This is a genomic window from Cryomorpha ignava (assembly GCF_010686655.1).
GTDB lineage: Bacteria > Bacteroidota > Bacteroidia > Flavobacteriales_D > Cryomorphaceae > Cryomorpha > Cryomorpha ignava.
Window position 1 is genome coordinate 1 of the sequence record NZ_JAAGVY010000010.1, and the last position, 25,488, is coordinate 25,488.

The 25,488-nt window shown below is 41.4% G+C and carries 18 protein-coding genes; 4 read left to right on the forward strand and 14 right to left on the reverse strand.

Annotation, left to right across the window (positions count from 1 at the left end):
- Positions 1 to 381: 381 nt before the first annotated feature.
- From G3O08_RS07260 to G3O08_RS07275, 4 genes are read right to left on the reverse strand one after another with little or no spacing between them, the layout of a single operon-like run.
- The gene (locus tag G3O08_RS07260; protein ID WP_163284387.1) at positions 382 to 1,740 is read right to left on the reverse strand and encodes a lipopolysaccharide biosynthesis protein; all 1,359 of its coding nucleotides are present in this window, start codon (positions 1,738 to 1,740) and stop codon (positions 382 to 384) included.
- The gene (locus G3O08_RS07265; RefSeq protein ID WP_163284389.1) at positions 1,737 to 4,148 is read right to left on the reverse strand and encodes a GumC family protein; all 2,412 of its coding nucleotides are present in this window, start codon (positions 4,146 to 4,148) and stop codon (positions 1,737 to 1,739) included. Before G3O08_RS07265 ends, G3O08_RS07260 begins: the two co-directional genes overlap by 4 nt.
- A 3-nt stretch (positions 4,149 to 4,151) precedes the next feature.
- The gene (locus G3O08_RS07270) at positions 4,152 to 4,901 is read right to left on the reverse strand and encodes a polysaccharide biosynthesis/export family protein (RefSeq protein WP_163284391.1); all 750 of its coding nucleotides are present in this window, start codon (positions 4,899 to 4,901) and stop codon (positions 4,152 to 4,154) included.
- Positions 4,898 to 6,034: an OmpA family protein gene (locus G3O08_RS07275; protein ID WP_163284393.1), complete on the reverse strand. Its 1,137-nt coding sequence runs from the start codon at positions 6,032 to 6,034 to the stop codon at positions 4,898 to 4,900. The genes G3O08_RS07270 and G3O08_RS07275 overlap by 4 nt, the downstream gene beginning before the upstream one ends.
- 177 nt (positions 6,035 to 6,211) lie before the next feature.
- Between G3O08_RS07275 and G3O08_RS07280 the strand changes: the two genes are divergently transcribed.
- From G3O08_RS07280 to map, 3 genes are all read left to right on the forward strand, one after another.
- A complete protein-coding gene (locus G3O08_RS07280; protein WP_163284395.1) occupies positions 6,212 to 7,417 on the forward strand; it encodes an OmpA family protein in 1,206 nt (401 codons plus the stop codon).
- 81 nt (positions 7,418 to 7,498) lie between these two features.
- Positions 7,499 to 7,966 carry a BT0820 family HAD-type phosphatase gene (locus tag G3O08_RS07285; RefSeq protein ID WP_163284398.1) on the forward strand — a complete coding sequence of 156 codons (468 nt, stop codon included), beginning with the start codon at positions 7,499 to 7,501 and terminating at the stop codon, positions 7,964 to 7,966.
- The gene (map, locus tag G3O08_RS07290; protein ID WP_163284400.1) at positions 7,936 to 8,754 is read left to right on the forward strand and encodes a type I methionyl aminopeptidase; all 819 of its coding nucleotides are present in this window, start codon (positions 7,936 to 7,938) and stop codon (positions 8,752 to 8,754) included. Before G3O08_RS07285 ends, map begins: the two co-directional genes overlap by 31 nt.
- 15 nt (positions 8,755 to 8,769) lie before the next feature.
- On the opposite strand, the gene G3O08_RS07295 is transcribed toward map, so the two are convergent.
- The 9 genes from G3O08_RS07295 to G3O08_RS07335 all read right to left on the reverse strand — a co-directional run bounded on the left by G3O08_RS07295 (position 8,770) and on the right by G3O08_RS07335 (position 21,386).
- Complete coding sequence (locus tag G3O08_RS07295; RefSeq protein WP_163284402.1) at positions 8,770 to 9,471, reverse strand: NRDE family protein; 702 nt, start codon at positions 9,469 to 9,471, stop codon at positions 8,770 to 8,772.
- The gene (locus G3O08_RS07300) at positions 9,472 to 9,792 is read right to left on the reverse strand and encodes a hypothetical protein (RefSeq protein WP_163284404.1); all 321 of its coding nucleotides are present in this window, start codon (positions 9,790 to 9,792) and stop codon (positions 9,472 to 9,474) included. It abuts the gene before it with no gap.
- A gap of 4 nt (positions 9,793 to 9,796) precedes the next feature.
- The gene (locus G3O08_RS07305) at positions 9,797 to 10,375 is read right to left on the reverse strand and encodes a SiaB family protein kinase (protein WP_163284406.1); all 579 of its coding nucleotides are present in this window, start codon (positions 10,373 to 10,375) and stop codon (positions 9,797 to 9,799) included.
- Positions 10,376 to 10,471: 96 nt separating this feature from the next.
- On the reverse strand, positions 10,472 to 11,497 hold the full coding sequence (locus G3O08_RS07310; RefSeq protein ID WP_163284408.1) for a PorP/SprF family type IX secretion system membrane protein: 1,026 nt from the start codon (positions 11,495 to 11,497) through the stop codon (positions 10,472 to 10,474).
- 5 nt (positions 11,498 to 11,502) lie between these two features.
- Entirely contained in the window at positions 11,503 to 13,050 is a 1,548-nt protein-coding gene (locus G3O08_RS07315) for a PD40 domain-containing protein (protein WP_163284410.1), read from the reverse strand.
- A 5-nt stretch (positions 13,051 to 13,055) separates the two neighbouring features.
- Positions 13,056 to 18,095, reverse strand: coding sequence for a PKD domain-containing protein (locus G3O08_RS21680; protein ID WP_163284412.1), 5,040 nt, complete (start codon positions 18,093 to 18,095; stop codon positions 13,056 to 13,058).
- A gap of 227 nt (positions 18,096 to 18,322) precedes the next feature.
- Complete coding sequence (locus G3O08_RS07325) at positions 18,323 to 19,243, reverse strand: T9SS type A sorting domain-containing protein (RefSeq protein ID WP_163284414.1); 921 nt, start codon at positions 19,241 to 19,243, stop codon at positions 18,323 to 18,325.
- Positions 19,244 to 19,458: 215 nt separating this feature from the next.
- The gene (locus G3O08_RS07330) at positions 19,459 to 20,598 is read right to left on the reverse strand and encodes a cytochrome-c peroxidase (protein ID WP_163284416.1); all 1,140 of its coding nucleotides are present in this window, start codon (positions 20,596 to 20,598) and stop codon (positions 19,459 to 19,461) included.
- A gap of 14 nt (positions 20,599 to 20,612) precedes the next feature.
- Positions 20,613 to 21,386, reverse strand: coding sequence for an MbnP family protein (locus tag G3O08_RS07335; RefSeq protein WP_163284418.1), 774 nt, complete (start codon positions 21,384 to 21,386; stop codon positions 20,613 to 20,615).
- A 102-nt stretch (positions 21,387 to 21,488) separates the two neighbouring features.
- Here G3O08_RS07335 and G3O08_RS07340 point away from each other — a divergent pair, with 102 nt between their 5' ends.
- Entirely contained in the window at positions 21,489 to 24,671 is a 3,183-nt protein-coding gene (locus G3O08_RS07340; protein WP_163284420.1) for a UvrD-helicase domain-containing protein, read from the forward strand.
- Here the strand turns inward: G3O08_RS07340 and G3O08_RS07345 are convergent, their stop codons facing one another.
- Positions 24,672 to 25,466, reverse strand: coding sequence for an SOS response-associated peptidase (locus G3O08_RS07345; RefSeq protein ID WP_163284422.1), 795 nt, complete (start codon positions 25,464 to 25,466; stop codon positions 24,672 to 24,674).
- Positions 25,467 to 25,488: the final 22 nt, after the last annotated feature.

The following is a 25,488-nucleotide window of genomic DNA, read 5'->3' on the forward strand; positions in this document are numbered from 1 at the left end:
AAAGATATAGCGAGCTATATCGAGTGAAGACATCGTTGGATACTGAAATTTAGAGGAAAGAATTTTACATTCCACCTCAACTAAGCGTAGCTGTCTCACGTGGTCATTGAGCGCAGTCGAAATCCAGTGAAGCAAGTAATTTAAAGACGGTCTGAATCCCAAAGAATAATACATACGCACTCCCAATGGTCGACGGAGCGGCTGAAGAGTTGCTCGATTAAAAACAAACTAACTCCACTTTGCGCACTCATGCCTGTGGTCTTGCCGTTGGCTGATTCAAGGACTTGATCAGGGATTGATGTAAAAACTTCGGGTCTTTAGACCAGAAGGAGTCGTATGGAGCGGTTAAAGATCACCCCTTACTCTAACTGGAAAAGAAAACTACCTGTTCCAAATGCCTTTAGCTGTACCTTTAATGAGCTTAAAGGTTTGACGTGGCTGAAAAAATAGACGCAATAGAACGCCAAACAGGCTTGCCAGCATTACCCCTGCGCTCCCCAATTCTGAATAACCCGCAAGCCAGATAGACAATGGGATATTGATGATCATTACCACAATAGAATGGTACAGCGATAGACGTAATTTGCCCACGCCACTCAAAAAAATCCCGAAAATGCTAAGGCCTGTAGTTGCAAGAACCCATATCATCATTACCAAATTTAAAAGCATAGGAATTTCTATTTCATCGCCTATCCAGAGATTGTAAACGTAGGGAGAAACAAAAAACATAATAACGCCTAAAACGGCAACTCCAAACCAAAGCGTGTAGAGCTTGCGCATAACTTTATTAATCCATGGCATATCATTCTTTACGTAGGCCTCTGTAAATGCCGACCAAAAAGGGGTGGTAACCAATCCAAAAAAGACAACTATAAGATTAAAATAACGGAATGCAATATTGTAGGCAGGGACTTCTTCGGGCCCCAGTACTCTGGTAATGATTAAATTATCAGTCATAAAGACTACCAGAGCCGCCCCTTGCATTATGAAAAACACAAAACCCAACCCCATAAGACTTCGTGAATACTCGAAATTTACGGATTTCAAACTTGGTGCCACATCGCGATACTCTCCACTAAAAAAAATAATATTTGCCAGTAATGGCACCAACAGATTAATACCCCCAATGGCCAGCGCCAACGTAAATAACGACGGGGAGCCCTGCTGCGATAAAATATAAAGGGCTACCAGGTGGAGAATATTCACGACCGTATTCATCATGTTGGCTATAGCAGGGCGCTGATCTGCCGTAGCCACCATTTTTATGAGCTGAAGAAAAAATTGCGGACAGAAAAGAATTGCAAGCACCACAACCATTTTATTTACATCGGCTTTTAAAAAATCGGGTGCGGCAAAAATTACAGACCAGTCAAAGAAGATATTGGCAATCAAAAACAATCCAAGCAGGGCGACCGAAATCAGAATAAGCAATGCGTAAGTAGTGCTTACAAAAGATTTTGCAAGAATGGTATCGTTAGCTGCTTTGGCTTCAGCAAATCTATTTCGCAAGCCGTTGCCCATACCCAAATCAAAGAAATTAAACCAATTGAGCACGGCGCTCACAGTAAGCCAAATACCAAACGATACCTCAGTGAGATAGGCGAGATAAAGCGGAATTATGAGAAAACTAATAGCTGCGTTTATGACCTTGAGTCCGGCAGAGTAAATAATGTGTCGAAATGCTTTCTGACCACGGGCATCAGATTTGTTTACAAATTTTGCAACAAGCCTGTCAATCATTTATCGAATCGCTTAAACCACTTTTTGAATCTTCCCCCTCTCTTTTCTTCATCATCAAAGTAGGTGCCGTAGTCTGATCCATATACATAGCCGTAGCCATAACCGTAACCGGTACGACTGCCATACCCCGTGCGACTTTGACGAACTGCATTGAAAACAATAGCCACATTCTTTAATTGACCAGATTCATATAAACCATTGATATGGTGGAGGTGATCTTTGTGCGTTACACCATCGCGAACCACATACAGAGTACTGTCAGCATGTTTTGCCAAAATCAATCCATCACTAACCAAGCCTATGGGAGGTGTATCGATAACTATTTTATCAAATCGGGTTTTTAACTCCTCAATAAGCTCAGACATTCTTTCAGACATAATTAATTCTGAAGGGTTTGGCGGATTAGGCCCGGATGGAATAACAAAAAGCGTTTCAAGATAGCCCGATGGATGAATAATGTCATCGACAGCTGCATTTCTGCTCAAATAATTACTCGATCCTATATCATTTGCAATTTCAAATTGTTCTACTATTCGCGGTTTACGCATATCGAGCCCCACAAGCACTACGCGCTCTCCGGATGCGGCCATTACGGCGGCCAGATTCATGGCGGTAAACGTTTTTCCCTCTGTACCAATAGATGAGGTTACCATGGTAACGGTTGCCGATTCGCCCTTATTAAAAAACTGTAGGTTGGTTCGAATGCTCCGGTATTCTTCGGCAATAGAAGAACGCGGCTTTTCAACCGATACTAGCTGTGAAGAATGTTTATTGTAGCGCACAACACCCAAGATAGGAACGCTAGTAAGCTTGCGGATTTGTGCTATACTTTTAATTTTATCACTCAATTTCTCAACTACAATAATGAGCAAAACCGGAATGATGATTGCCAGTAAAAGCGCAATAGAAAATGCGCGCTGATGGACAGGCGAAATGGGCCCTGGCAATACGCGTGCCGTGTCTATCAAGCGGGTATCACTCTCGGTGGCAGCAAGTGAAATCGAAAGCTCTGCATGTTTTTGAAGAAGAAAAATGTAAAGATTTTCCTGAATTCTGAACTTCCGCTCAATTTCAAGCAATTCGCGTTGAGTGGTAGGAATTTGCTCTACACGATTTTTATTGTCACGCAGTTTCCCTTTTAGCTCACCGGCGGTATTCTCCAGGCTTTTCTCAATATTCTTAATATTTTCGAGGAGAGAAGATCGCGTTAATTCAATTTCGGCATTGATAGGCACAAGGGTTGGATCGTTTGCAGTACTCTGGTTGATAATGATCTCGCGCTGGCTTTGAAGCTCTGAAAGCTTATTGATTAATTTTATGAGTAAGGCGTCATTGATATCGAGTGCTGCCGGTGCCAGGTCGCGCAAGTCTTGATTTTCCAAAACATACCGCTTCAACTGACCTATCATGCTCAGCCGCGCATCGTTAATGGCCTTTTGCGCGTCTATGTCTCTAAGTCGCTCAAGCACCATTTGCGATTCAGACTCCAGATCAATAATCCCTTTTGAGACTTTGTACCGCTCACGGTTAGTTTCTATGCGCTCTAAATCGTCTGTAATTGATGCGAGCTGGGCATTGAGAAAATCTGATGTGTTTGAGGCTGCATTGTTTTTTACATCTACATCATTTTTCAGATATACATCTATCAATGCATTCACAAAATCAAGTCCTTTCTGAGGCACTTCATCCTCCAGATAAATTTGAAGAATACTGCTTTGTGGTCGGGCCAATGCCACTGACAATCGCGATAAATATTTGTTTTGATTGAAACCTATTGTATTAAATGAGATTCGGTACTGCCGCTTTTCAAAACTGGGATGGGCAATTTGGTTTAGCGGGAAATTATCCCTTTTTTCAAGTGTTATATTTCCCATTCCCATATTAAATCTTTCGCCAAATACACCATTAATTTGTTCGGTTTCAGAAGCTTTTTCGTAATGGAAAACAAAGTTTGTACTATCGACGATATCGACAAAAAACGGCTGAGAATATGCGCTAAACTCCAGTTTATCAATGGTTATTTTAAACGGGCAATCAGTATATACCTCCGAAACTTTTACATTTCCAATCAGGAAATAAGACACATCAAAATCGAGCTGATCAAGCGCTTTAGCAAGCAGATTATGTGATCTGAAAATTTCGATTTCGTTTTCAATATTCTTATCGGCTGCTTCAACATCCATTTGCTTCAGCAGTCTATCCTTGCCGCCGGTGTCATCTTTTACCAAGAGCTTTGCGGTAATGGCGTAAATGGGCGTTTTGTACCAATTGTAGTATTTGGCAATAAAGAAACCAAGAACAATAGATATCGCAAACAAATACCAATAACGGAGGTATCTGATTAGAAAACTCTTCAGGCTAAAATCTGACTGCTCGCGGGTTGGAGTATTCAGGTTTTTTTCTTCCATTGATTATTGGCTCAAACCTATTATTACAACTGCAAAAGTAAGGGTACTTAATACCAGTGGCAAAATTCTGTATGCGTTATCGTCGCGAGATGTTAGTCCTTTTGAAGGTTCTATATAAACCACATCGTTATTGCGGAGATAAAATTTTTCACTATTCAGTACATCAGCGCTGTTTAAATCTATTCTGAAATACTCTTTCCCTGCATCCGAATTTCGGATGATCAGAATATTATTTCTCTTTCCAAAAATAGTGAGATCGCCGGCATAACCCAATGCTTCGAGCACGGTTACTTGCCCATCGGCAATGGCGTACACTCCAGGCATTTTCACTTCTCCGAGAACGGTGATTTCAAAACTTACCAATCTGATATTTACCGATGGCTTTTGCAGATAGGTTAGTAAGGCTTCTTTAATCAGAGCTTCAGCGTCCTGATTAGTCATTCCTCCAATTTCAACTTTACCCACCAGCGGAAGATCTATTGTTCCATCGCGGGCAATTTGATACGTGTTGCCCGCATATTTATGATCTATATCTGAGCCACCCTTTTGAAAGTATTCATTGGCATCTTTGCTAATGCTGGAGATGGCGATTTCTACCACGTCGTTTGGTTGCAGGTTCAATACAGGTGCGTCTGGCATATTCAATGATCCTGCTATAGTATTGTTTAAATCATTGAAGTAGGTAACCTCTTTATGGGAAACGCATGACGCTAAAAACAATCCGATTAAAACTAAGCTAAAAATTGGTTTCATTCTTTAATTATCAATGCTTCAACGCGCATATTTTTCTCAAACTCTTCAAATGTGGTTGCTTCAGGAATACGCTTTTGGGTATCGCCATATCCCACTGCTTTCAGGCGTTTTTTATTTATTCCGTTGTCGATTAAATACGTTCTTACGGCATTGGCTCGCTCTTCACTAAGCTCAAAAGCCGACCCTTTAAAATTCCACTCCTTGCCCTGCCCTTTGAAATTGGGATCGGGTGTAATCTCAGCATTATTATTTGCCGTATGGCCCTGAATTTCCACCTCAATCGTTGGATTTCCCTTTAAAAATGCTACTAATTGATTTAACTCGTTATCGGCTCCGGGTTTAAGGGCATAAGTATTGTTGTAAAAATAAACTTGATTGAGCACCAGCCTGTCTCCTACTGTTACAAATCCTTCAGCCTTACTCTGCACTTCTATAGTACTCAAAGCGGTAAAGCCGGAATCTGCTTTAAGTTCATCGACGGGCAGTTCAGCAGCATCCTCACCAAAATCCAGGTCAATTTGCACATCGTCTGCTACCTTCTTCGCGGCATTAAAATCTGGTACATCTAAATAAATAAAATCATAACACGGCTTGTGAATAGCATTTACCGAAAGTGATTTACCCTCTGCCTCCATGTACAAATAGTGTCCACAATCTTCTCTATTCAAGCTTAAAACCGAAATATAAAATGTATCTCCAGCCGCAGCTTCTATAGTGTTTCTATATAGTATTGAGCCGTCAGTATTAAAAATTGGCGAACGATCAAGGCGCATAGGTTGCATATTATCGTTAATCAGCCGGTCGCAAAAATCAGCCTTGCCATATTTAAACGCTACCGCTCTATATCTATCATTCGCATTACTGGCCGACACCGAAAACTCAATTTTAATATCTTCTTGAGCAATAAATTTATACCAAAATGAATATTTGTCATTGTACAAATAGTACAACGCATTGACTTTTTGTTTATTCAGCAGAATTTGGCTCCGGCTAAAATCATTGTTTTCTAATGGAAACACGATCTCTTGTGCATTAAAGCAGGTTAAAGGATCTTCTATTTGCGCCTTGAGAACAGGAGAAAACAGAAGAAATCCAATTAGATAAACAAACGATTTTAAAGCTTTATGGCACATAGAGATTCGACAGTCTGAGCTATGAGCAAATATAGGAGCATAAGTTCCCTTGCTGCGGTGGGTGTCACTGTCATTATCCACATCTAACTGATGAAAGCTTTTTTAATCAACCGCCCACTTTATAAGGCATTGCGGTAGCTTTGCACGAACAGAGAATTAACTATTTGTGGAAAACTTATGAAATATACCTCCAGCATATACCTCGTCCTTCTTTTTCTTGGGTTTAGCCTTTCGGCGAAATGTCAAATATTAGATGGATTATTAGAGCCCGACGGATACTACAACTACGTACCAAACCCCGGCTTTGAAAAAACCGTGAGAGAATATTGCCGATGGAATCAAAATGGCCGAAAATACATGGAAGACATTCACAACTGGGATTCGCCAACGGAGACTACGCCCGATATTTTTAGCCTAAGACTTAAGCCTACCTGCTGGGCAAATCCTACGAAGCACAGTGATGGCAAGCAAGGTCCCCGAACAGGCGATAATATGGCGGGAATAAAAACGTATGGAAAAGGCGGTACTGAAACCTTTTGGCACGAATACCTCATCGTAGAGCTCGACTCGGCTCTTATACCCGGTGAGAAATACTACGCTGAATTTTACACCGCACGGGCTGTGAAATCAGATAAAGCAACCAATAATATCGGGATGTACTTTAGCGATACCGCTGTGGTAACCAGAGATAGAATGCCCTTGTTTTTTACTCCAGAGATAAATACCGATGAGATTGTAAAATCGAGGTGGAATATCTGGAAAAAGGTTTCAGGTGTCTTTACAGTCGATGCCGAGAAACGTTATTTGCTGATTGGTAATTTTTACAATGACGACGTTACCAGCACCAATCATTTCCCGGAAGGGGAAGGCGGAGGCTACTATTACATAGACGATGTAAAAGTGCGAAGAGCAAAACCGGATGAAGGCCTTACGCCAAAACCAAAAGAAAGCATTGCCCCGCGACCAAAACGGATTTTGGAGAAAACAGAAATTATTTCAACCAAAGAAATTACACTTGATAGCATTGATTACCAAGTTGGAAACACGGTGACGCTCAAAAATATCTTTTTTGAATTTGATAAAGCAACCATATTACCCGAATCAAAACCCGAGCTCAAAAAGCTTATGGACATCCTTACAGATTATCCATACCTGACCATTCAAATAAGTGGCCATACCGATAATGTTGGCTCAGATTCATACAATGAGAAACTGAGCGAAGCCAGGGCAAAAAGTGTTGTGGACTATCTGAAAGATGAAAAAGTAGACGCTTCTCGACTTTCGTACAAGGGTTATGGCAGCACTATGCCAGTTACATCAAATGCCACAGATGCTGGGCGGGCTATGAACAGAAGGGTTGAATTTACAGTTATTAAAAATTGATAATTCCGGTTTTTCACAGGATTTATAGGATATCTGCTCCTAAAGAAAGCGATAATTCATACTTTTGCAAAAAATTAAAGAATGATTCGTGAAGATGCTCTTACAATAGCCGTAGATTTTGACGGTACCATAGTGGAGCACACGTATCCGGAAATTGGTGATGAAATGCTTTTTGCTTTTGAAACTCTAAAGGCACTTCAAAAAAAAGGACATAAATTAATTCTTTGGACCTATCGGGAAGGCAAATATTTGCAGGAAGCTGTAGAATATTGTAAACAGAACGGAATAACATTTTACGCAGTAAACAGGAGTTATCCCGAAGAAGAAGTGGAGGAAGGCATAAGCAGAAAAATAAATGCTGATATTTTTATCGACGATAGAAATGTAGGTGGTTTTTTGGGTTGGGGCGAAATATACCAGATGCTTCACCCTAACGATGGCGACTTTGATCATCAGTTTAAAAACGAAGAAGCACACCGGAATCACAAATCGAATAGAACCTTATTAAGTAAATTGCCATGGTTAAAATCAAAACAGAAGAAGAGATAGAAATAATGCGTCAAAGCGCGTTGATTGTATCAAGAACACTTGGGCTGATGGCCGAAAAAATAGCCCCCGGTGTTACACCACTCGAGTTAGACAAAATAGCTTACGAATACATAAAAGACCAGGGAGCCGAACCCGGATTTCTCGGTTTTGGCGGCTTCCCAAACTCGTTGTGCATCTCCGTAAACGAGGCGGTTGTACACGGAATTCCGGGGAAGATTTCTTTTAAAGAAGGTGATATTGTGTCAATTGACTGCGGTGCTGTAAAAAACGGTTTTTATGGCGACCATGCTTATAGTTTTGCAATTGGCGATGTAAGCGAAGAGGCGAAAAACCTATTAAAAGTCACTAAAGAAAGTCTCTACCTGGCAATTGCCCAAACAATTGTGGGAAACAGAATTGGCGATATAGGCTACGCCATACAACACCACGCCGAGAAACACGGTTTTGGTGTAGTGCGCGAACTGGTAGGCCACGGCTTGGGAACTGATATGCACGAAGATCCGCAGGTACCAAACTACGGAAAGCGTGGAAGAGGTAAAAAAATTGTAAATGGAATGGTTCTCGCTATTGAGCCGATGATTAACCTTGGAACCAAAGATATTTTAATGCTTGATGACGACTGGACTATTGTAACAGCCGATAGAAAGTATAGTGCCCATTTTGAGCATGATATAGCCGTGGTTAATGGCAAACCTGATATTCTTTCCAGCTTTGATTACGTAGAAGATGCCTTGGAAAAGCGTGGACTCGATGCGATGAGAATGGGAGTAGATATTCTGGTAGCCTAAGCAGCTTTTTGTCTCTTAGTCAAAGATATACTTCGTTTGCCCATCCCTTACAAGATCAAAATGCACAATTGCTTTTTGATCTTCTTTTTCAGAAACCTGAGTAATTGACACCGTGCAAACTTTACCTCTGTTCATTACCAAATCATTTTCGGGATCGCCATTGCCCCCTTGAAAATGAAAATCGAGAATTTCTTTGGCAGTAATATTTTCTTTATCAAGTAAATTACGAAACCACTTCAGCCTGTTTTCCAGTACCTCTGGGCTGTACAGTTGGGCTGATGCCCAAATATGAGGTTCATCTAAAGAAAACTCTTTCTTAAAAATGGTCTCACCATCCCAGCGCAATTCACGAATGGAATCAGAAAAATCTATCAGGGTAAAAGGCTGAATATTCTCCTTTTTAAATTGAAATTGATCAGCAAATTCGAATGCATTTTTACAATCAAGGCTCTTCAACAAGACTATACCTCGGCTCATCCCATAGGTTTGGTGCATATTGTGAGGCTCAAAAGCACCGTTTAGCAATACCGAGTGGCGTCCATTTTGACCAAGGGCTATATTGGTTCCTCCGCGCAGTGGCTCTTCGGCGATATAAAAAGCTTGCCCTCCGGCTGAGAAATAAGGACTTAAAAGGCTTGCATTTCTCGAAGGACTTTCATCGCGATTAGCTGTAATTATCTTTTCGTTTTTTAGCGGGACATACGTTAGCGTACACATTTAATAGTGATTGATTTTTGAACGGCGTTCACTATACTCCTCTTCCGAGATGTCATCGTTTACCACCAGGACATTCAACTCAGCGAGTGGTTTTAATTTCTCAAAATCGGCTTTGCTGATTTCCCTTCTTTGATTATTTTCAGCTACAATTAAAAAATAACGTGTAGCTGTGGGAATTGTTGGAATGAAGAATACCCGAAACCAGGATTTGATATACACAAGATCTACAAATCCTGAAGGTGCTTTTATATAGAGGTCATCTTGTGAAAGTGGACCAATCACTTTTCGTGTTTCATGACCCCAATCGAAAATAAAAATCATTTTATCACGAACTATAATCCACGCAAATGGTGTTTTTGAAAATCTCATTATGCTCTGAAAGTGGAATAAGCTCAACTTCACACGGATTTTGAGATCTCAGAACAATGGTGATGATTCCAAGCCCGGCACCACCCTTTTTCGACATTTCTCCATTCATCATTTGATCGAGATACATCGTTTTCAACTCAGTTCTGTCTTTCTCATTGATCAATTCATAGCGATTTATCAATTTTTCGCCGAACCTTTTCTCAATAATGTTTAGAAATGTGGCGCAGATTTTTTTACCATTTACAGAAACTGTTACTGCACCGGATACTCGACTGTCTTGATCCCTGCTTCCGTGCAATTGAATATTTTGGATGGCTTCAATATACGCGGTGTAAAAGCGCTTTCTTGCCTGTTTATCAGACACTTTGCTCTCTACAAGTTGCTCCAATTTAGATGAAATAGCGTTGGTATAGCCCACATTAAGGTCTCCCACGAAGTGAACTATCACATCTTCGGAATCTGATTTTTTCACCTTTTCGTACGTTACCTCAGCATATTTTTCGAATATTCCCAAGGCACTTGAGTCCACTTTCATCTACAAAGTTTTGGCTTTGCCAAGGTAAAAAAACTCTCGATTGGATTGATGATTTTTATACTAAGCTCATTTATTTTTTGTTAACAGTGTGTTAATTTAAAATTTTGCACATGGCATAACTCTTCTTTTATTACGTTTTTTATTCCGCTTGCTCGCAAATTCCATAGTCAGTGAAAGTTCGTGCGCTCCTCCACTGTTGGGGCTAAATTTTGAAACAGTGAGATCGTAACTATACCCTATTTTAATGTTATTTATTTCGTATCCCACTAACACGGCAATCGCATCGTGATTTAAATAGTTATAATCATTGTTTTTGAGCAGTGGAATTCCGCGATACCACAACCCTATCACCACCGGATCGTACTCATAATAAAATCCCAAATCGAGCTGATCAAACATTCCCTGCATTTGATAGTTAAAGGCGGGCACAAGATACTGTCTGCTTCTAAATGCGCTTACATCAGAGAGCTTAAACCGCACACCCCCATGCACACCTATCTTTTTTGGTAGTTGAGTATCGCTTCCTGTTAGAGATTGAACAGGTTCATTAATATGATTAATAGCCGCACCAAACCAAAAAGCTTCTGAAAAAATGAGTAATCCGGCCCCAAAATCGGGATAGTTTACAGGCTCTTGAACAAATCGTGATCTATCCGGGTCGAGGGTTGTTACACCATCATCTTCACGGGCAAGCTGATCACTAAAAGTGAGTTTATCAATATCCAGAAAATTAGATCCAAACCCAAAACTAAGCGCCGGTCGGAGACTTATTTTTCTGGTTATATTAATTTCATAAGCGTAATGCAGCGCGGCCGAAGTATAGCTCATACCACCGGTACCGGCTTTGTCGTGCTGCACAGTTAATGCCACCCCGCTGTTTACTTCCGACACAAAATGATCGAAAGCAACGTTGTAAGAAACAAAAGCCTTTGGAATGGCAGGCCATTGATTCCTATAACTCATCGCAATTCTACTCTGAATACTCGTACCGGCAAAAGCGGGGCTCAGATACATCGGGTTCGCATAGAACTGTGTGTATTGCTGATCCTGGCCCTTTGCATGATTTATTGTAAAAACAAAACCTACGGCAAGAAGTAGTGATATTTGTAGAAATTTCGTCATTCAGTTTATTTAGATAAAAATATTTTTTCCTCCACCTCTACCGTGCCATTTTGGTCTTCATCAAAAAACACAGCTTTCTCTACAGGCTGATAGCCTTCGGCTTCTACTAGCATTGTATATTCCTTATTCGTATTCAAAGCCAAAACAAATGTACCAGCAAGTGGATCGGTCTGGTAAAGCCCCTCCATACTTCCGCTCTCCTTATTAAACAGGGTTACTGTTGCATTTTTGGGAATCTGATCGCCAATAGATGTAATTTCACCTTTGTATATAATGTTGTTAGCATCATCAAACACAATCTGGTAAATATCCTGCAAGCCAGACCCTCCTATTCTTTCAGAAGAAAAATAAGCCATTTTTCCAGTGGGATCAATTGTGAAAAACACATCGTCGCCGGGCGTATTTATAGGGTAACCCAGGTTGATGGGTCTGTCAAAGCCATCGCCATTTTTTGCGGCACAAAAAATATCAAATCCACCCATATTTGCATGACCTTGCGACGCAAAGTATAAGGAGCCATCTATAGAAATATAGGGACCATCATCATCAAAAGGTGTATTTATTTTATCACCAAGATTTTGTGCTTCGCTCCAGCTTCCGTCAGGTAGTTTTGTGACCTGGTAAATATCTTTAGCTCCATATCCTCCGGGTCTGTCGCTGGAGAAGTAAATCAATGTTCCTTCCCGATTTCCAAAGCAGGCGCTGGCCTCCTGATATTTTGAGTTTATTTCCTGATTGAGTTTTTCGGCTTCACTCCAGCTGTAGCCTTCCTTTTGAGAAATATAGAGGTCGCCAGAGAAACCATCTCTACTGGTTCTGTAAAAAATAAGTGATTTTCCATCTGGCGAACAGGCGACTGCCGCATCGTTTGTGCGCGTATTTAGCAGATTACCGGCTCCCCGTGCAGTCATTTTGTCTGCATTTAAATCAACGATATAAATGTTTTCATCGTACTGTTTAGAAAAATCTTTTTCACTCCCCGCATCATACCTGCGGCGCGATGTGAAATAGAGCTTATTGCCCTGTGCATCCCATACGGGAGCGTAATCGTGCATTGGAGAGTTTACGTTTTCGCCCAGATTTTTTATTGTTACCGACAGTGGCTTCTGCACCATTTTAATAGATAGTTGAGCGGTTGCTATTACATGAATTATTTCTGTTTCAGAACGCAATCTGTTTGATCGCTCCTGATAAGTGTCCATCAAATCAAGAGCATCAAAAAACATATAGTCAGAAATGCGCTTTTTGGCGAGATAATACAAAGCCTCGGTGTTCCCATCATCAACCGCCTTTTCAAGGTACTTTTCTGCCTGACCTTTAAGGGTAGGCAAATGGAAGTAGCATATTCCGAGTTTTCCGGTTATTTCTGCGTCATCAGGCGCAGAAGTATGCAACTCGCTGTAAAGTTCAGAAGCATAATAATAATCGCCTTGCAGAAAATAGATTTCGGCTTCGTACATCAGATTTTTCTGATACCGGCTTAGTTTCTGACCCTGCATACCCGTGGAAAAGCATAAGAATAAGAATGCTGGAAAAATAAAAATTCTATTCATAATCATTATCTTATAAGTGTTACGTCTCCCATTTCTGTGAGATCTCCGCCATCCTGGAAGGTTACTTTAACCCGCCACACATATACATCTTGCTGACATATCATACCGCGATAATATCCATCCCATCCCTGGCGCACATCTTTCGATTCGAAAAGAAGCTCACCCCAGCGGTTAAAAATTTGCATTTCAAACTCTTCCACACCTTTGTACATAGGGAAGAAAATATCGTTATTAAACATATCGTCAACAGTCCAATAGCCACCATTGGGGCCATTCGGATTTGGAGTAAAGGCATTTGGAAAAGCAATCCTTGTGTCAACATTTCCGCGTACAGCCTGATCTACTACAAACGTATCGGGACAATTAAATTCATTATTCGCGATAAGCGTAACCCCGTGCCAACCCGTTGTTTCATAAAAATGGTACGGTGAAAACTGATCTGAAGTTCCTCCATCTCCAAAATTCCAGGTAAAAATGGTGGCATCTGTAGAAACGTTCAAGAAAAACACCTGATCGGGAATAGTTATTACCGGAGGATTTACAGTAAAGTAAGCCTCTGCCCTCGGGTGAACGATTGCCACACTTGTTTTAATTTTTATATCAATATCGCCGCCAGGACCGGTTACCGTGAGCATAACGTTGTATGTCCCAGACTGGTAATAGGTATGAGTTGGATTCACTTGATTGCTATTGGTTCCATCTCCAAAATCCCAGAGATAAGTAACGCCATAAGTAGAGGTATTTGTAAATGAAACCACCAGCGGCATACATCCGATACCCTCGCCTTCAAAATCAGCAATAGGTAATGGTGGCTCAATACGTATATCCTGCTTAGCAGTATCATTACATACTTGATTTCCAACGATTAGGTTAATGGTATATTCTCCCCATGTTTCGTAAGTATGAGCGTTTGGTGTTGCCGGATCGTCAGATAGTTCAATGATACCATCGCCCCAAACCCACTCAAATTCAGCGGTACTGTTGGCAGCGCTCAAATTGGCAACATTTACTGTTGCTGCCGGGAATGTTTGTACAGATGGAGCGGCAACGAAAGCTGCCTGTGGTTGCCCTACTACCGGAATATCAAACACCAGTGTATCGCCGCAACCCCATAGCGATGAAGCGATAAACCTTACGGTATAAACAGAATCTTCGGCATTTGCATTGGTATAAAAATGCGTTGGTTCAGCATCCTGTGAATAAGTATTATCACCAAATTCCCAATAATAGGTAAAGGCACCTACAGAATTATTTACAAATTCGGCGGTATATGGCGAGCACCCACCCTGAGGCTGCACTACATCTGCGATTATTTCTGGTATTACGTCTACATCTACAGTTGCGGCTGCGGTACATCCATAATCACTTGTACCGTTTAAGGTTACAGAATAAGTAGCGAGTTCCGTACCACTATTCACATAGGTATGCGTATGCAGCGAGTCGCCATTATTTGAATTGGTACCATCGCCATACACCCAGTTAAATGTGCTTGCTCCTCTGGAGTAATTTCCAAAAGTAAACTCTGCCGGGAAACACCCTTCTATACCTGCAACAGCAAAACTAATGTCGGGATTGGGGTGAACTTTTACAGCAATACTTGCGGTATCGGTACAACCAAAACCGCTTTGAGCAACCATGGTAACCGTGTAATCATTAATTGTATCGCTTAGATTTACGAAGTTGTGAGCCGGATTTGGGCTATACGCCTCGCTGCCATCACCAAAATTCCAAAAGAAGGTGGAAGCACCGAACGATTGATTTACAAAATTGGTAGCGAGTGGAGAACATCCTTCAAGCGGATTTCCTGTAAAGGCGGCAATAACATCAGGATAAACCGTAATTTCATAGGCTGCCGTATCGGTGCATCCAAAATCTGTAGAAGCTACCATACTTACATCAAAAAACTGAGGCGCAGTGGAAGTTGATAAAAAAGTGTGTGAATGTATCACAGCTGCCGTATCTGAAATAGATCCATCGCCATAATTCCACGCATAAGAGTCAGCCGTAGAGCTGTTGTTTTGGAACACAACCTGCAGCGGACTACAACCAGTAGTTCGATCGGGAACAATGCTGGCATTTGGCTTGGGATAAACTACAATCTGACTTCGCGCGGTATCTTCACATCCATAAATAGAAGTTGCGATAAGGCGAATATCGAATGTATCTGGAAAAATAGTATTGTTTTGATATCCGCCAATGGGTTCGTCTGCAAGGCTTACTACTCCATTTCCAAGATCCCATTGATAAATATTTCCGTTAAGACTATTGTTTTCGAACGTAAATGAAAGCGGAGAACAGCCTTCAAGGGGATGTGTGTACGACGCGACAACACTTGGATATACTTCTACATTTCGTGTAAACGATCTGCTACATCCATTTGCCGTAAAGGCGTTAAGGCCTATGGTATATGTTACCGTTTGATTTGTATTGTTTACAAATTCGTGGCCATGGATTACTGCCATGGTATCTGAAGTAGCTCCATCGCCATAAGTCCACACCAGCGAATCGCCGAGAATGGTTTGATTTTCAATAGAAACTGTAAGCGGGCTACAACCGGCGGTGCGATCTACCGAAAACTGTGTAATCGGATTGGGGTGAACCACAATATCGGCAGTAGTGGTATCATTACAACCAAAGGCAGAAGTAGCTACCAATTGAACCGTGTAAGTTCTGTCAATCAAAGTGTTATTTGCATAAGTATGCGATGGATTTGGCGCAATAGAAATCGTTCCATCACCAAAAGTCCAATAGTATGCCACTGCCCCACTCACCACTGGAAATTGTACTGAGAATGGCGCACACCCCGAATCAACATCGAGTGTAAAGTCAAAGTTTGGCTGTGGGTATACCGAAATTGTTGTCGTGCTCGTGTCAGCACACCCAAAGGGTGTATTTGCAATAAGCGTTACCGTATAATTAACAAGGGTATTGTTTGAGTTTGTAAATAAATGCTTTGGATTAATCACATTTGTTGTTGGCGAACCATCTCCAAAATTCCATTCAAAGCTTGATGCATTAAGCGAATTATTCAGGAATATGGCAGAATCGGCATTACAAGCTGGCGTATAGAAAGTTTGAAATTGTGAAACGGCATTTGGATGAACCGTAATATTAGACTGCACGGTATCAGTACACCCAAATGCATTTCGGGCAATTAATTTTACAGTGTAAACAGAGTCAACATTTCCATAATTATTAAAAGTATGGTTTGGGCTTACACTTGCAGAACCGCTACCATCACCAAAAATCCATGTAAAAGTATTACCTCCTACGCTGGAATTAGTAAAGTCAACTTCAAGGGGTGCACAACCTGCTGCAATATCGGGTGAAAATGAAGCCGTGGGCGCATTCTGCACATTGATATTCAATGTTTTTGTATCGGTACAAGTAGCAGTTTCTACTGTAAGAGATACTACATATGGCCCAGGCACGGTATAGGCATGGGTAGCATTGGTATCAACGCTAGTGGCTCCATCACCAAAATCCCAAAACCACGTTGTAATGGGGTCGCCTCCGGCATGGGTTGATAAGTCGAGAAAACTACCTATTGAACCAATACATACATCATCGACCATAAAATCGGCAACGGGACTTTCGTAAACCCTAACAATTTGTGTATCCGTATTTTTACAGAGGTTTGGAGCCTCTACGGTAAGTGTAACGTTATAATTTCCGGGAGAATTATAATTCTGCACCGGCGGATTTTGAGCTGAACTGGTATTTCCATTTCCAAAATCCCAAGCATATGAAGAAATAACACCAGTAGAACTATCAGTAAAAGTAGCTACGAGTGTATCGCAGGCAGCGGTGTTATCTACTGAAATAATAGCTTCGGGTGCAGGCAAAACGGTAATGGGCACATAGGCAGTATCGGCACAACCGCCCGATAAGCCCCCCACGGCCGCTATGAGTCGCACGGTGTAATTTCCAAAATTTGAAAAAACATGATCTACAGTGTTGCTTCCGGAATAAACCGGAGGAGTACCATCACCAAAATTCCATTCAAAATCTGTAGCCGAAGAAGATGAGCTATTGGTAAAGGTTATTGTTTCACCTTCACAAATTGAGGCTGCATTGGCCGAAGCTCCGGCAGTGGGTGGTGGAACAATTTGAATTGTAATTGTAGCCACATCAATTCCACAAAGATTGCTATCGAGCAAAGTTGTGGTATAAGAACCAATACCCGGATACTCAAGCGTATGCGGGAAGGTAGGTGGCCAGGCTCTCCAGTCTATAATTGAGTCGTATCCAAGGCCCCAGTAATCACCAAAATTCCAGTATTCATAACGTTGATAGATATTTCCCTGAAAAAGGCAATTACGCTCTGTAGTATTCGTATAAGTTACCTCATTATCCGGAAAACAAAGAATGGTTTCAGAAGCGGTAATTCCCGCGTCGTCAATATCCCATATCCGAATGGGGTTAAATGTCGCATTACTCGGCCCACCCTGTACAGTATTACAGTTATTCTCTGCCGTAAGAGTTACCACAGTTTCACAATCTACCGTTCCTTGTTGGTAGGTATGCGAAATGGTTTGACCCAGATTGGTATAATCATAGGTTTCGTTTGGCGATCCATCTCCAAAATTCCAAATAAAAGTTGTGGTGGTAGAGGTATTTGTACTGGAATTAATAAATTCCATTACTTGCGGAGCACAGGCTTGTGTAAGCCCGCCAACAGGAATTTGGATAGAAGCATTTGTAGCTTCTTCCATTATTACGGTTCCGGTTATAGTACAGCCTGTTGCTGTCTCTGTAAATGTAACAGTGTAAATATCAACAGTAGCGCCATAAATGTGGTACACAGCATTTGGTGGAACTAACCCGGGACCGTTTTGAATTGGCGATCCATCACCCCAGTCTATGGTATATGCTCCTATTGAGTTTGGCGATTGAATGCTCAGTGTAAAATCGTTACCATTACAGCTGTACCAAACAGGGTTGCTGGACGGATTCCCGTAGAAATCAAACAATTCGCACTGCGCAAATGAATTGGAGTGCATACAAAATGCGGCTATGAAGAGCCCTATCCCAATTTTAGTCATTTTCCTCATCATAGGGCAGTATACGGCAGATGATGGGAAAGGTTAGGGTACCCGTTAAGGCACACTATGGTCGAAAAACTTCAATAGTTTTTATTAGTTTTTAGGTTACGCTTCCGCGAAAAGAAAAAAATTAACCAATATCTTTGAAACCAGTGTTAGTTAAATTCAAAGGTTTTAGTGAGAAAAATTCAAGCCGAATTATTGGAAAATGTTTGATTCTAAAGGTTTTATTCCAATACGATTTTTTTGTGAATCACACCTGCCTCAGTTCGAATATTTAATACATATAGTCCGGGAGAAAGGATATCAGTATTTACGGTATGCATTTCATTTTGCATTTGACCTGAATAAACCAAACTGCCGCTTATTGAATACAAGTTTATTTCTGCTGTAAAGTTTTTTGAGTTATAAACTGCAAAAGAGCCCTGCGATGGATTAGGCGCAATCTGAAAAAAGTCAGAGACTTGAGGATTATTCAACCCTACCGTGCAAGAAGTAAAACCGTCACCAACATACGAGGTGGTTGCATCTGTAAAACACAGAAGGAATGTTCCAATAACACCTTCGCATACATGCCAGTACCCAAATGGCACAAAGAATATTTGAGTTGCACCCATTTTTTCGATAACAGTGTATTGCTCTAACTCCATTGAGCTAGAAGGCTCACCCGAGATAAGATTATAATCTAGAAACATGACCTTTAAATCCTGGCCATCTTGCTGAACGGTCGAGATTGAATCTACGGTAACAAGGTAAGTAGTATAATCACCATACACTTCTACAGGATAAGTGAATTCCCAGGAGTCTCCCGGCTCTGCTCCAAAATCAAAAGCTAACCGAAAAGTCTGGTCGTAATCGCTGGCAAAGAAAATTGAATCGTTTGTTTCGTAAAAATAATATGGGGCAGGATTGGCATTGCAGCCTAAAGGATTAGGATTGTCTCCAACGGCTTCCATCCTAGCACAAGGCTGACTATTAAGGGTTGTTTGCTCCGTAATGACATATTCGGCTCCAACAGTTTCAATTTCATCTAAAAAACCAAAAGTTTGGTATTGATATTTCCAGGATGTTCCGGTCTCAAACCAAGTTGCCTCCTGTGCAAATAAACTTGAAGAAATGAAAGTGAGAAGGAGTAGAAAATTTTTCATGATTTAAATGGTTTATAATGAAAACTCTGTTTCCATTAAAGTGAGCATTCTGTATAAAACTGAGCGCTTTGAAATTAGCCTTTTTTAATTAGATCTCAAAATCGTTTTAACCATAATTACAGAATCTTTAATTCTTAATATGCTGTATACCTATAAAATATAGCAATGCGACACCTGAATTGAACAAAATTACTGGCGTAAATACGATTCTAATCTTACGGCTTGCCAAAGTTTGTATTATTCACAAAACTAGTATCAGTCAAGGTTTCGAGAAAACTTACCAAGTCATCAACATCTTGCTCTGAAAGGCCCAAACCAACATTCGGAAATTTCATCAGCGGATCTAAAGTTTGGGATAAATGACCACCCGAATTATAGTGTTCTACTACTTCGTGAAGGGTACCAAAACGACCATCGTGCATGTAGGGAGCGGTGAGGGCGATATTTCGAAGCGTAGGCGTTTTAAAAAGTCCCCGATCATAAGCTATACCTGTTACTCCTTCCCTTCCGAGATCAGTAAAAACGGAGTCGAGACCGTTGTTGTGAAACTGGTGATCAGTAAATTGTACAAAAGCGCCCCCGTGGCAATGGAAGCAATCGCCACCATTTTGGCCACCAATATATATATTGGGGTCGCCCCCTTCTGCAAGAAACAATTCCTGGCCGCGAATTTCTGAGGGGCTTAGTGGAAGTCCACCATAATAATATGCCTTATCAAATTGTGAATTAGCAGAAACCATTGTGCGCATAAACTGTGCTATGGCATACGAAATGCGTAATGTATCCACACAATCGTTTCCAAAAGCAGCGGCAAACATTGTGGGGTATTCAGCATCTTGCTTCACGCGCGAAACGGTCGTTGGCCAATCCATATCCATTTCAATGGGATCGTGAATAGGGCTGGCAATCTGTTCTTCAAGCGTATTTACACGGCCATCCCAAAAGAAATTATTGTTCCAGGCGAGATTAATAAGTGCCATGCTGTTTCTGGGTGTAAAATCGCCATAGAGCCCAACACTTCCTGCCACATTATCGGCAAAGGCGTGCTCGGGAGCGTGGCATGAGCCGCAGCTCAATGCATTATTTCGCGAAAGCTGCTCGTCCCAAAAAAGTTTGCGTCCGAGAGCTATTCCTTCTTCGGTCATCGGATTATAAGCCGGCAAAGAAGGTTCGGGAAAGAAATACGGTTTTTGAAATTCGTGTGGAGTTCCACTGCCGGGTATTACTTCACATAAAATACTTTTGGGCGCGGGCTCACCCGGTTCTCCATCATCATCGGGCTTGCAGCTAAACAGCAAACCCAAAAGGACCAAAGGCCAGATTAATAAAACGCTATTTCTAATAGATATCTCCAAATATATTGATTGACTTATTGAATTATTTCAAAACATGCCGCGCTATTATCTGCCACTTTAATTCCGAGGGGCATTTGGGTCATATTGCCATGAAACTGGGTTTCGTATTTTAAATCTATATGCGAATTTTCATTCAAAAAGAAGGTGTCGAGATTCAGCTTAAACGAAATCAATGCCACATCATTTGACCCTACATCAAACTGTCGGCTGAAAGGCGGAATTTCTCTGTAAAGCGTGTCTAGACCGGAATGAAGTCCAAAAGAGATTGGAAGAGCGGCAGCCGTATTTGGCACGGTATCGCAAAAACCTTCTATCGAAAAAAACCGGTATCCTCCCTGCCAGCTCCAAAACATGCCGTTTGATTCACTAAGCGGATGATTGGAATCAAAATCGCCGATAGAAAAATCAGGATTTTCAGGGCTGTTAAGTTCTGCGGGTACACCAAGATCAAAAGCAATGCCCACATATTTTCCGTAAGGAATGGTATAAGTGGCGCTTGTACGGTGATTTCGAACGCTGAAAATTTCAATGTCGCTTAGCGGCACAATCGAAGAATCTTCGGCAATGAGGCGAATATTTGAAAGATAAAAGTTTAGATCTTTGAAAAAAAGCGGATAACCATCTACATTTACATAAGGTTGTGCGATTTGCATCTCCTGATTACCAATCATGGGTAAAAACATAATGGATAATTCTGCAGGACGTTCCGCGGGTGTCTCATCATCTTTGGTACAGCCGCCAATAAAAAGCACTGAAAAAACTACTGCCAGCAAGTTTGTGATTCTCATAGTGATCCAGTTTCTTTGAAATCTTTGTTAAAGTACAATATTAGACCAGATTTCCCCATTTCATTTTCATTATAATTGTAAGTTTATCGGCATTAAAGCGCTATGTCAAAATTCCTCATTTACAAATCTTCGGCCGGATCGGGTAAAACGACTACCCTGATTTACATTTTCCTCAAGCTAAGCCTTGCTTCTACTGATGCGAATCGGTTTAAGAAAATTCTCGCCATTACATTTACCAATAAGGCTGCCGCCGAAATGAAAGAAAGACTCATTTCGGAGCTGAACAAAATTAGCACTATTTCTGCTGATTATAAAGGAGGCGATTTCGTTATTGACGGTCTTCTGAAAGAGTTAAATACAGATCTTGCAACCCTCTCGCAGCGTGCGCTAAGCAGCTTTAAAATTCTGCTTCACGACTTTAACGATCTGTCTATTGGCACCATAGATCAATTTAACCACCGCCTTATTCGCTCATTTAGCAGAGACCTTCGCTTAAAATCAGATTTTGAAGTAGAGCTAGATGAAAAAAGTCTTTTTCATGAAGCTGTGCAGCGACTCATTGACCGCGTTGGCGACGATCCATATATTACCACTCATCTTTTGGGCTATATGGCCTTAAAGCTCAATGATGAAAAACGGGTTGACATAGCCAGAGACCTGGAACAAATGCGCGGTTTGGTGCTTGGCGAATCTGCTTTGGAAGCGATAACGACTTTAAAAAATCAGGAAGATTTAGATTTTGTTGCTATCCGCAAGGACCTCCTGGCAAAGCGGAAAACCGCACAGAATTCCATTCAGAAAAAGGGAAAAGAAGTTCTTGAATTTCTTGCCGCTAAACAAATCGAAATAAACGATTTCTCGCATAAAGCAAGTGGATATGGCGGCTATTTTCTTAAAATGGCCGATTATCCAGATAAGACTCCACATTGTAATTCATACATCAAAAAAGCTTTGGAAGGTGAGCTTGTCGCCAAGTCGGCAGCGGGGCATCTAAAGTCAAAAATTGATTCCTTTTCGGGTCAGTTGATTTCAAAACTTGAAGAAAGCATTGCAGTGTTTGAAGAAAACCACCGCGATTTCACTTTGAGTAATGCTTTGATGTGGCAAATAGATTTGATAGCCGTGCTCGAAGAATTGAGTTTGTGTATTGAAGAAATCTGCGAAGAGCGAAATATTCTGCCCATTTCAAAATTCAACAAACTAATTTCTGAAGCCCTTCGCAAAGAACCGGTAGCCTATCTCTACGAACATTACGGAATGCGGTTTAACCATATTCTGATTGACGAATACCAAGATACTTCAGAGCTGCAATGGTTTAATATCCTTCCACTTATTGAAGAGTCGCTCGCAAAAGGACAAACGAGTATGGTTGTAGGCGACGCTAAGCAAAGCATTTACCGCTGGCGTGGAGGAAAGGCCGAACAGCTTATTGCATTGCCCGAATTGCTTTCGCCACCCGAAGACTTGAGAATTGTAGCAGCCGAAACGCTTAGACGCACTTCAGAAATTAACGAGCTCGCCACAAATTACCGAAGCAGAATAAATATCGTAAATTTTAATAATGCCCTGTTTTCTCAACTCGGCGAAAATCTCACCCGTCTTGATTCGCTGTACGAAAAAGAGTACAAAGAAGAGAGCGTTTCGCAGAATGCTAATCCCAAACTAACTGATGGCTATGTGCGCATTGATCATCTGGGAAAGAAGCCCGAAAAAGATGCGAACTGGGATAAATTGCTTGAAAATATTGCGCTTTTTACCAATCAGGGCTATGCGTATAGCGATATGGCCATCCTCGTGCGCAGTACCGCTAAGGAAGGTCGGCTAATTTTAGACAGACTTCAGGATGCCGATATTCCAGTGGCAACGGCAAATAGTTTTGAAATTGACAAAAACATCCAAGTCAGGCTTATTCTGGCTTTCATGCGTTTGGCTTACGATCGCGAAAATACTCCGGCAAAGCTTTCGATTATGCGAAGCATGCAAACCATTTTTCACTTGCCTTTCGAACCCCATCTTTTTTTATTTAAAAATGGAATAGACCTCAACTCCTATTTAAAAAAGCACCGCAAACCAATTTTCAGCGGATTAAAAAATTCGGAGGGGATTTATGAGCTTACCGAAAGATTAATTGCCGACTATTTGCCTAATTCCAGAAATAGTTTTCTGAATGCACTTTTAAATGTCATTGTCAGTCGTGTAGGTCTCAATGGTACCTGTCGTGAATTTTTTGATTGGTGGGATACCTTGAACGAAAAGCCGAGCGTACCCGGAAGCGAAGGTTCCAACGCCATACAGCTTATGACGATTCACAAAGCAAAGGGATTGCAGTTTAAAGTGGTTTTTGCTCCGGATATCGACTGGAGGTTTCGTGCGGTAAGCACTGAATTAAAATGGTTTGACTTGCGTGATAATCCCATTTCTACGATTCCATTCGCTCCGCTTCCGCTAAACAATCGCCTAAAAGATATGGGACTTACGGCAGAGTGGGAAGAAGACGAGGATGCTTCAAAATTCGACAATCTCAATCTGATTTATGTAGCGCTTACCCGAGCCGAAGAAGCTTTGTGTATATCGTTCGGCTCAAATGGCGATTCAAAAATAGGCGAAACAATTATGAATGCGCTTGAGCAAATACGCGATTCGAAACTAGCTTCAATGTCAGGATATAACTCCACAGACCACAGTGAATCAGGCTCTACCATAGAAATCGGCGTATTGCCTGAAAGCGAAAAACCAGAAACTGATGTAGTTGAGGGCGGGGCAATAGAATGGATAAATCCCGATAATGAGCCCTGGTTTACAAAAGTGCTCACCGCTCCGCAAATTCAAAAAGCCGATCGCCTGCGAGGTGTCCGTTTTCACACTATTGTTTCTGTGTCAAAATCGGCAGAGCAGGCAAAGGCAAAGCTAGATAGATTGATGGCCGGAGGCGAAATTACTCCATTGGAGCACATCGAATTATTAGCAATGGCCGATAGTTTGTACAGCGATAAGCGATTTGTCAAATTACTCGAGTCGTCAAAGGTTTTGGCCGAACGGGAGCTATTTTACAATTCGGAAATATTGCGTCCCGATATGGTACTCGAAAATGAAGAAAACACAGTATTAATCGATTTTAAAACGGGCGAAGAAGATGAGAAATACGAGGAGCAGGTTGCCAGGTATGGCGCGGCTTTACAGCAAATGAGTGCGAAGCCGGTAAAAGCTTTTATTCTTTATATCTCTCCTGTATTTTGGGTGCCAGTGACTTTAAATTCCGGTGCGCATCAGGGTTCTCTTTTTTGATTAACGCGGTCTTGACCTGGCTCGTGAAAAACCCATTCCTTCCAGCATTAATTCCTGTTCTAACTTCAAACTCGTTTCAGAGGCTACGGCCGGGCCGATGGGCTTAAGCAAATCAATACCATTGTTTCTGGGGTTTTTGATATCAGTAGAGATCGGATAGGCATTCATATCACCTCCTTCGTATGGCTGCAGCATGGCAGTAACTTCACCAAGCGATAAGTTGGGATCGAGCCATTCGCGTTCTTTTCCTTTCGGTAAAATAACCGGCGAACGGTGGTGCGGCAACATTTGCAAAAGCTTGTTTGGCGTAGTGGTTATAATGGCAAATGAATTTACCACTTCGCCGGTTTCCACGTCAACCCATTCGTCCCAAATACCCGCAAAGGCAAATGGTCGTTGTCCTTTTGAGAGGTGCACCACGTATGGCTCATCGAGTTTTTTTGTAGTAGTGCCCTCAATAAATGAATCAGCAATAACCAGGCAACGCTTGCTGCGAATAGATTTCCGAAAGGCGGGTTTTGAAATGATACCCATTGCTCCGTGGTACTTCGGATCGTTTTCCTTATTGTGATCCCCTTCAGCACGTGCATTGAAAAAGTAGAGCTTCTTCTTAGCCCAAAATGGTGTCATTCCAAACATAAAATACTGTAATTTATCAGGGTCTTTATCCGTGATAACCGGCGCAAAACTACCGGGGCCGATATTAAAATTGGGATTATACGGCCCGAGAGCGTGCACTCCAAATCGCTCTTCTATTTCTGAAATTTTTGAAATAACTACGTATCTGCCACACATGTGCTTGTATCTTTGTCGGAAA

Coding starts and splice junctions, on each gene's coding strand:
- G3O08_RS07260 (WP_163284387.1), bottom strand. CDS start 1,740: ATGATTGACAGGCTTGTTGCAAAATTTGTAAACAAATCTGATGCCCGT.
- G3O08_RS07265 (WP_163284389.1), bottom strand. CDS start 4,148: ATGGAAGAAAAAAACCTGAATACTCCAACCCGCGAGCAGTCAGATTTT.
- G3O08_RS07270 (WP_163284391.1), bottom strand. CDS start 4,901: ATGAAACCAATTTTTAGCTTAGTTTTAATCGGATTGTTTTTAGCGTCA.
- G3O08_RS07275 (WP_163284393.1), bottom strand. CDS start 6,034: ATGTGCCATAAAGCTTTAAAATCGTTTGTTTATCTAATTGGATTTCTT.
- G3O08_RS07280 (WP_163284395.1), top strand. CDS start 6,212: ATGAAATATACCTCCAGCATATACCTCGTCCTTCTTTTTCTTGGGTTT.
- G3O08_RS07285 (WP_163284398.1), top strand. CDS start 7,499: ATGATTCGTGAAGATGCTCTTACAATAGCCGTAGATTTTGACGGTACC.
- map (WP_163284400.1), top strand. CDS start 7,936: ATGGTTAAAATCAAAACAGAAGAAGAGATAGAAATAATGCGTCAAAGC.
- G3O08_RS07295 (WP_163284402.1), bottom strand. CDS start 9,471: ATGTGTACGCTAACGTATGTCCCGCTAAAAAACGAAAAGATAATTACA.
- G3O08_RS07300 (WP_163284404.1), bottom strand. CDS start 9,792: ATGATTTTTATTTTCGATTGGGGTCATGAAACACGAAAAGTGATTGGT.
- G3O08_RS07305 (WP_163284406.1), bottom strand. CDS start 10,375: ATGAAAGTGGACTCAAGTGCCTTGGGAATATTCGAAAAATATGCTGAG.
- G3O08_RS07310 (WP_163284408.1), bottom strand. CDS start 11,497: ATGACGAAATTTCTACAAATATCACTACTTCTTGCCGTAGGTTTTGTT.
- G3O08_RS07315 (WP_163284410.1), bottom strand. CDS start 13,050: ATGAATAGAATTTTTATTTTTCCAGCATTCTTATTCTTATGCTTTTCC.
- G3O08_RS21680 (WP_163284412.1), bottom strand. CDS start 18,095: ATGACTAAAATTGGGATAGGGCTCTTCATAGCCGCATTTTGTATGCAC.
- G3O08_RS07325 (WP_163284414.1), bottom strand. CDS start 19,243: ATGAAAAATTTTCTACTCCTTCTCACTTTCATTTCTTCAAGTTTATTT.
- G3O08_RS07335 (WP_163284418.1), bottom strand. CDS start 21,386: ATGAGAATCACAAACTTGCTGGCAGTAGTTTTTTCAGTGCTTTTTATT.
- G3O08_RS07340 (WP_163284420.1), top strand. CDS start 21,489: ATGTCAAAATTCCTCATTTACAAATCTTCGGCCGGATCGGGTAAAACG.
- G3O08_RS07345 (WP_163284422.1), bottom strand. CDS start 25,466: ATGTGTGGCAGATACGTAGTTATTTCAAAAATTTCAGAAATAGAAGAG.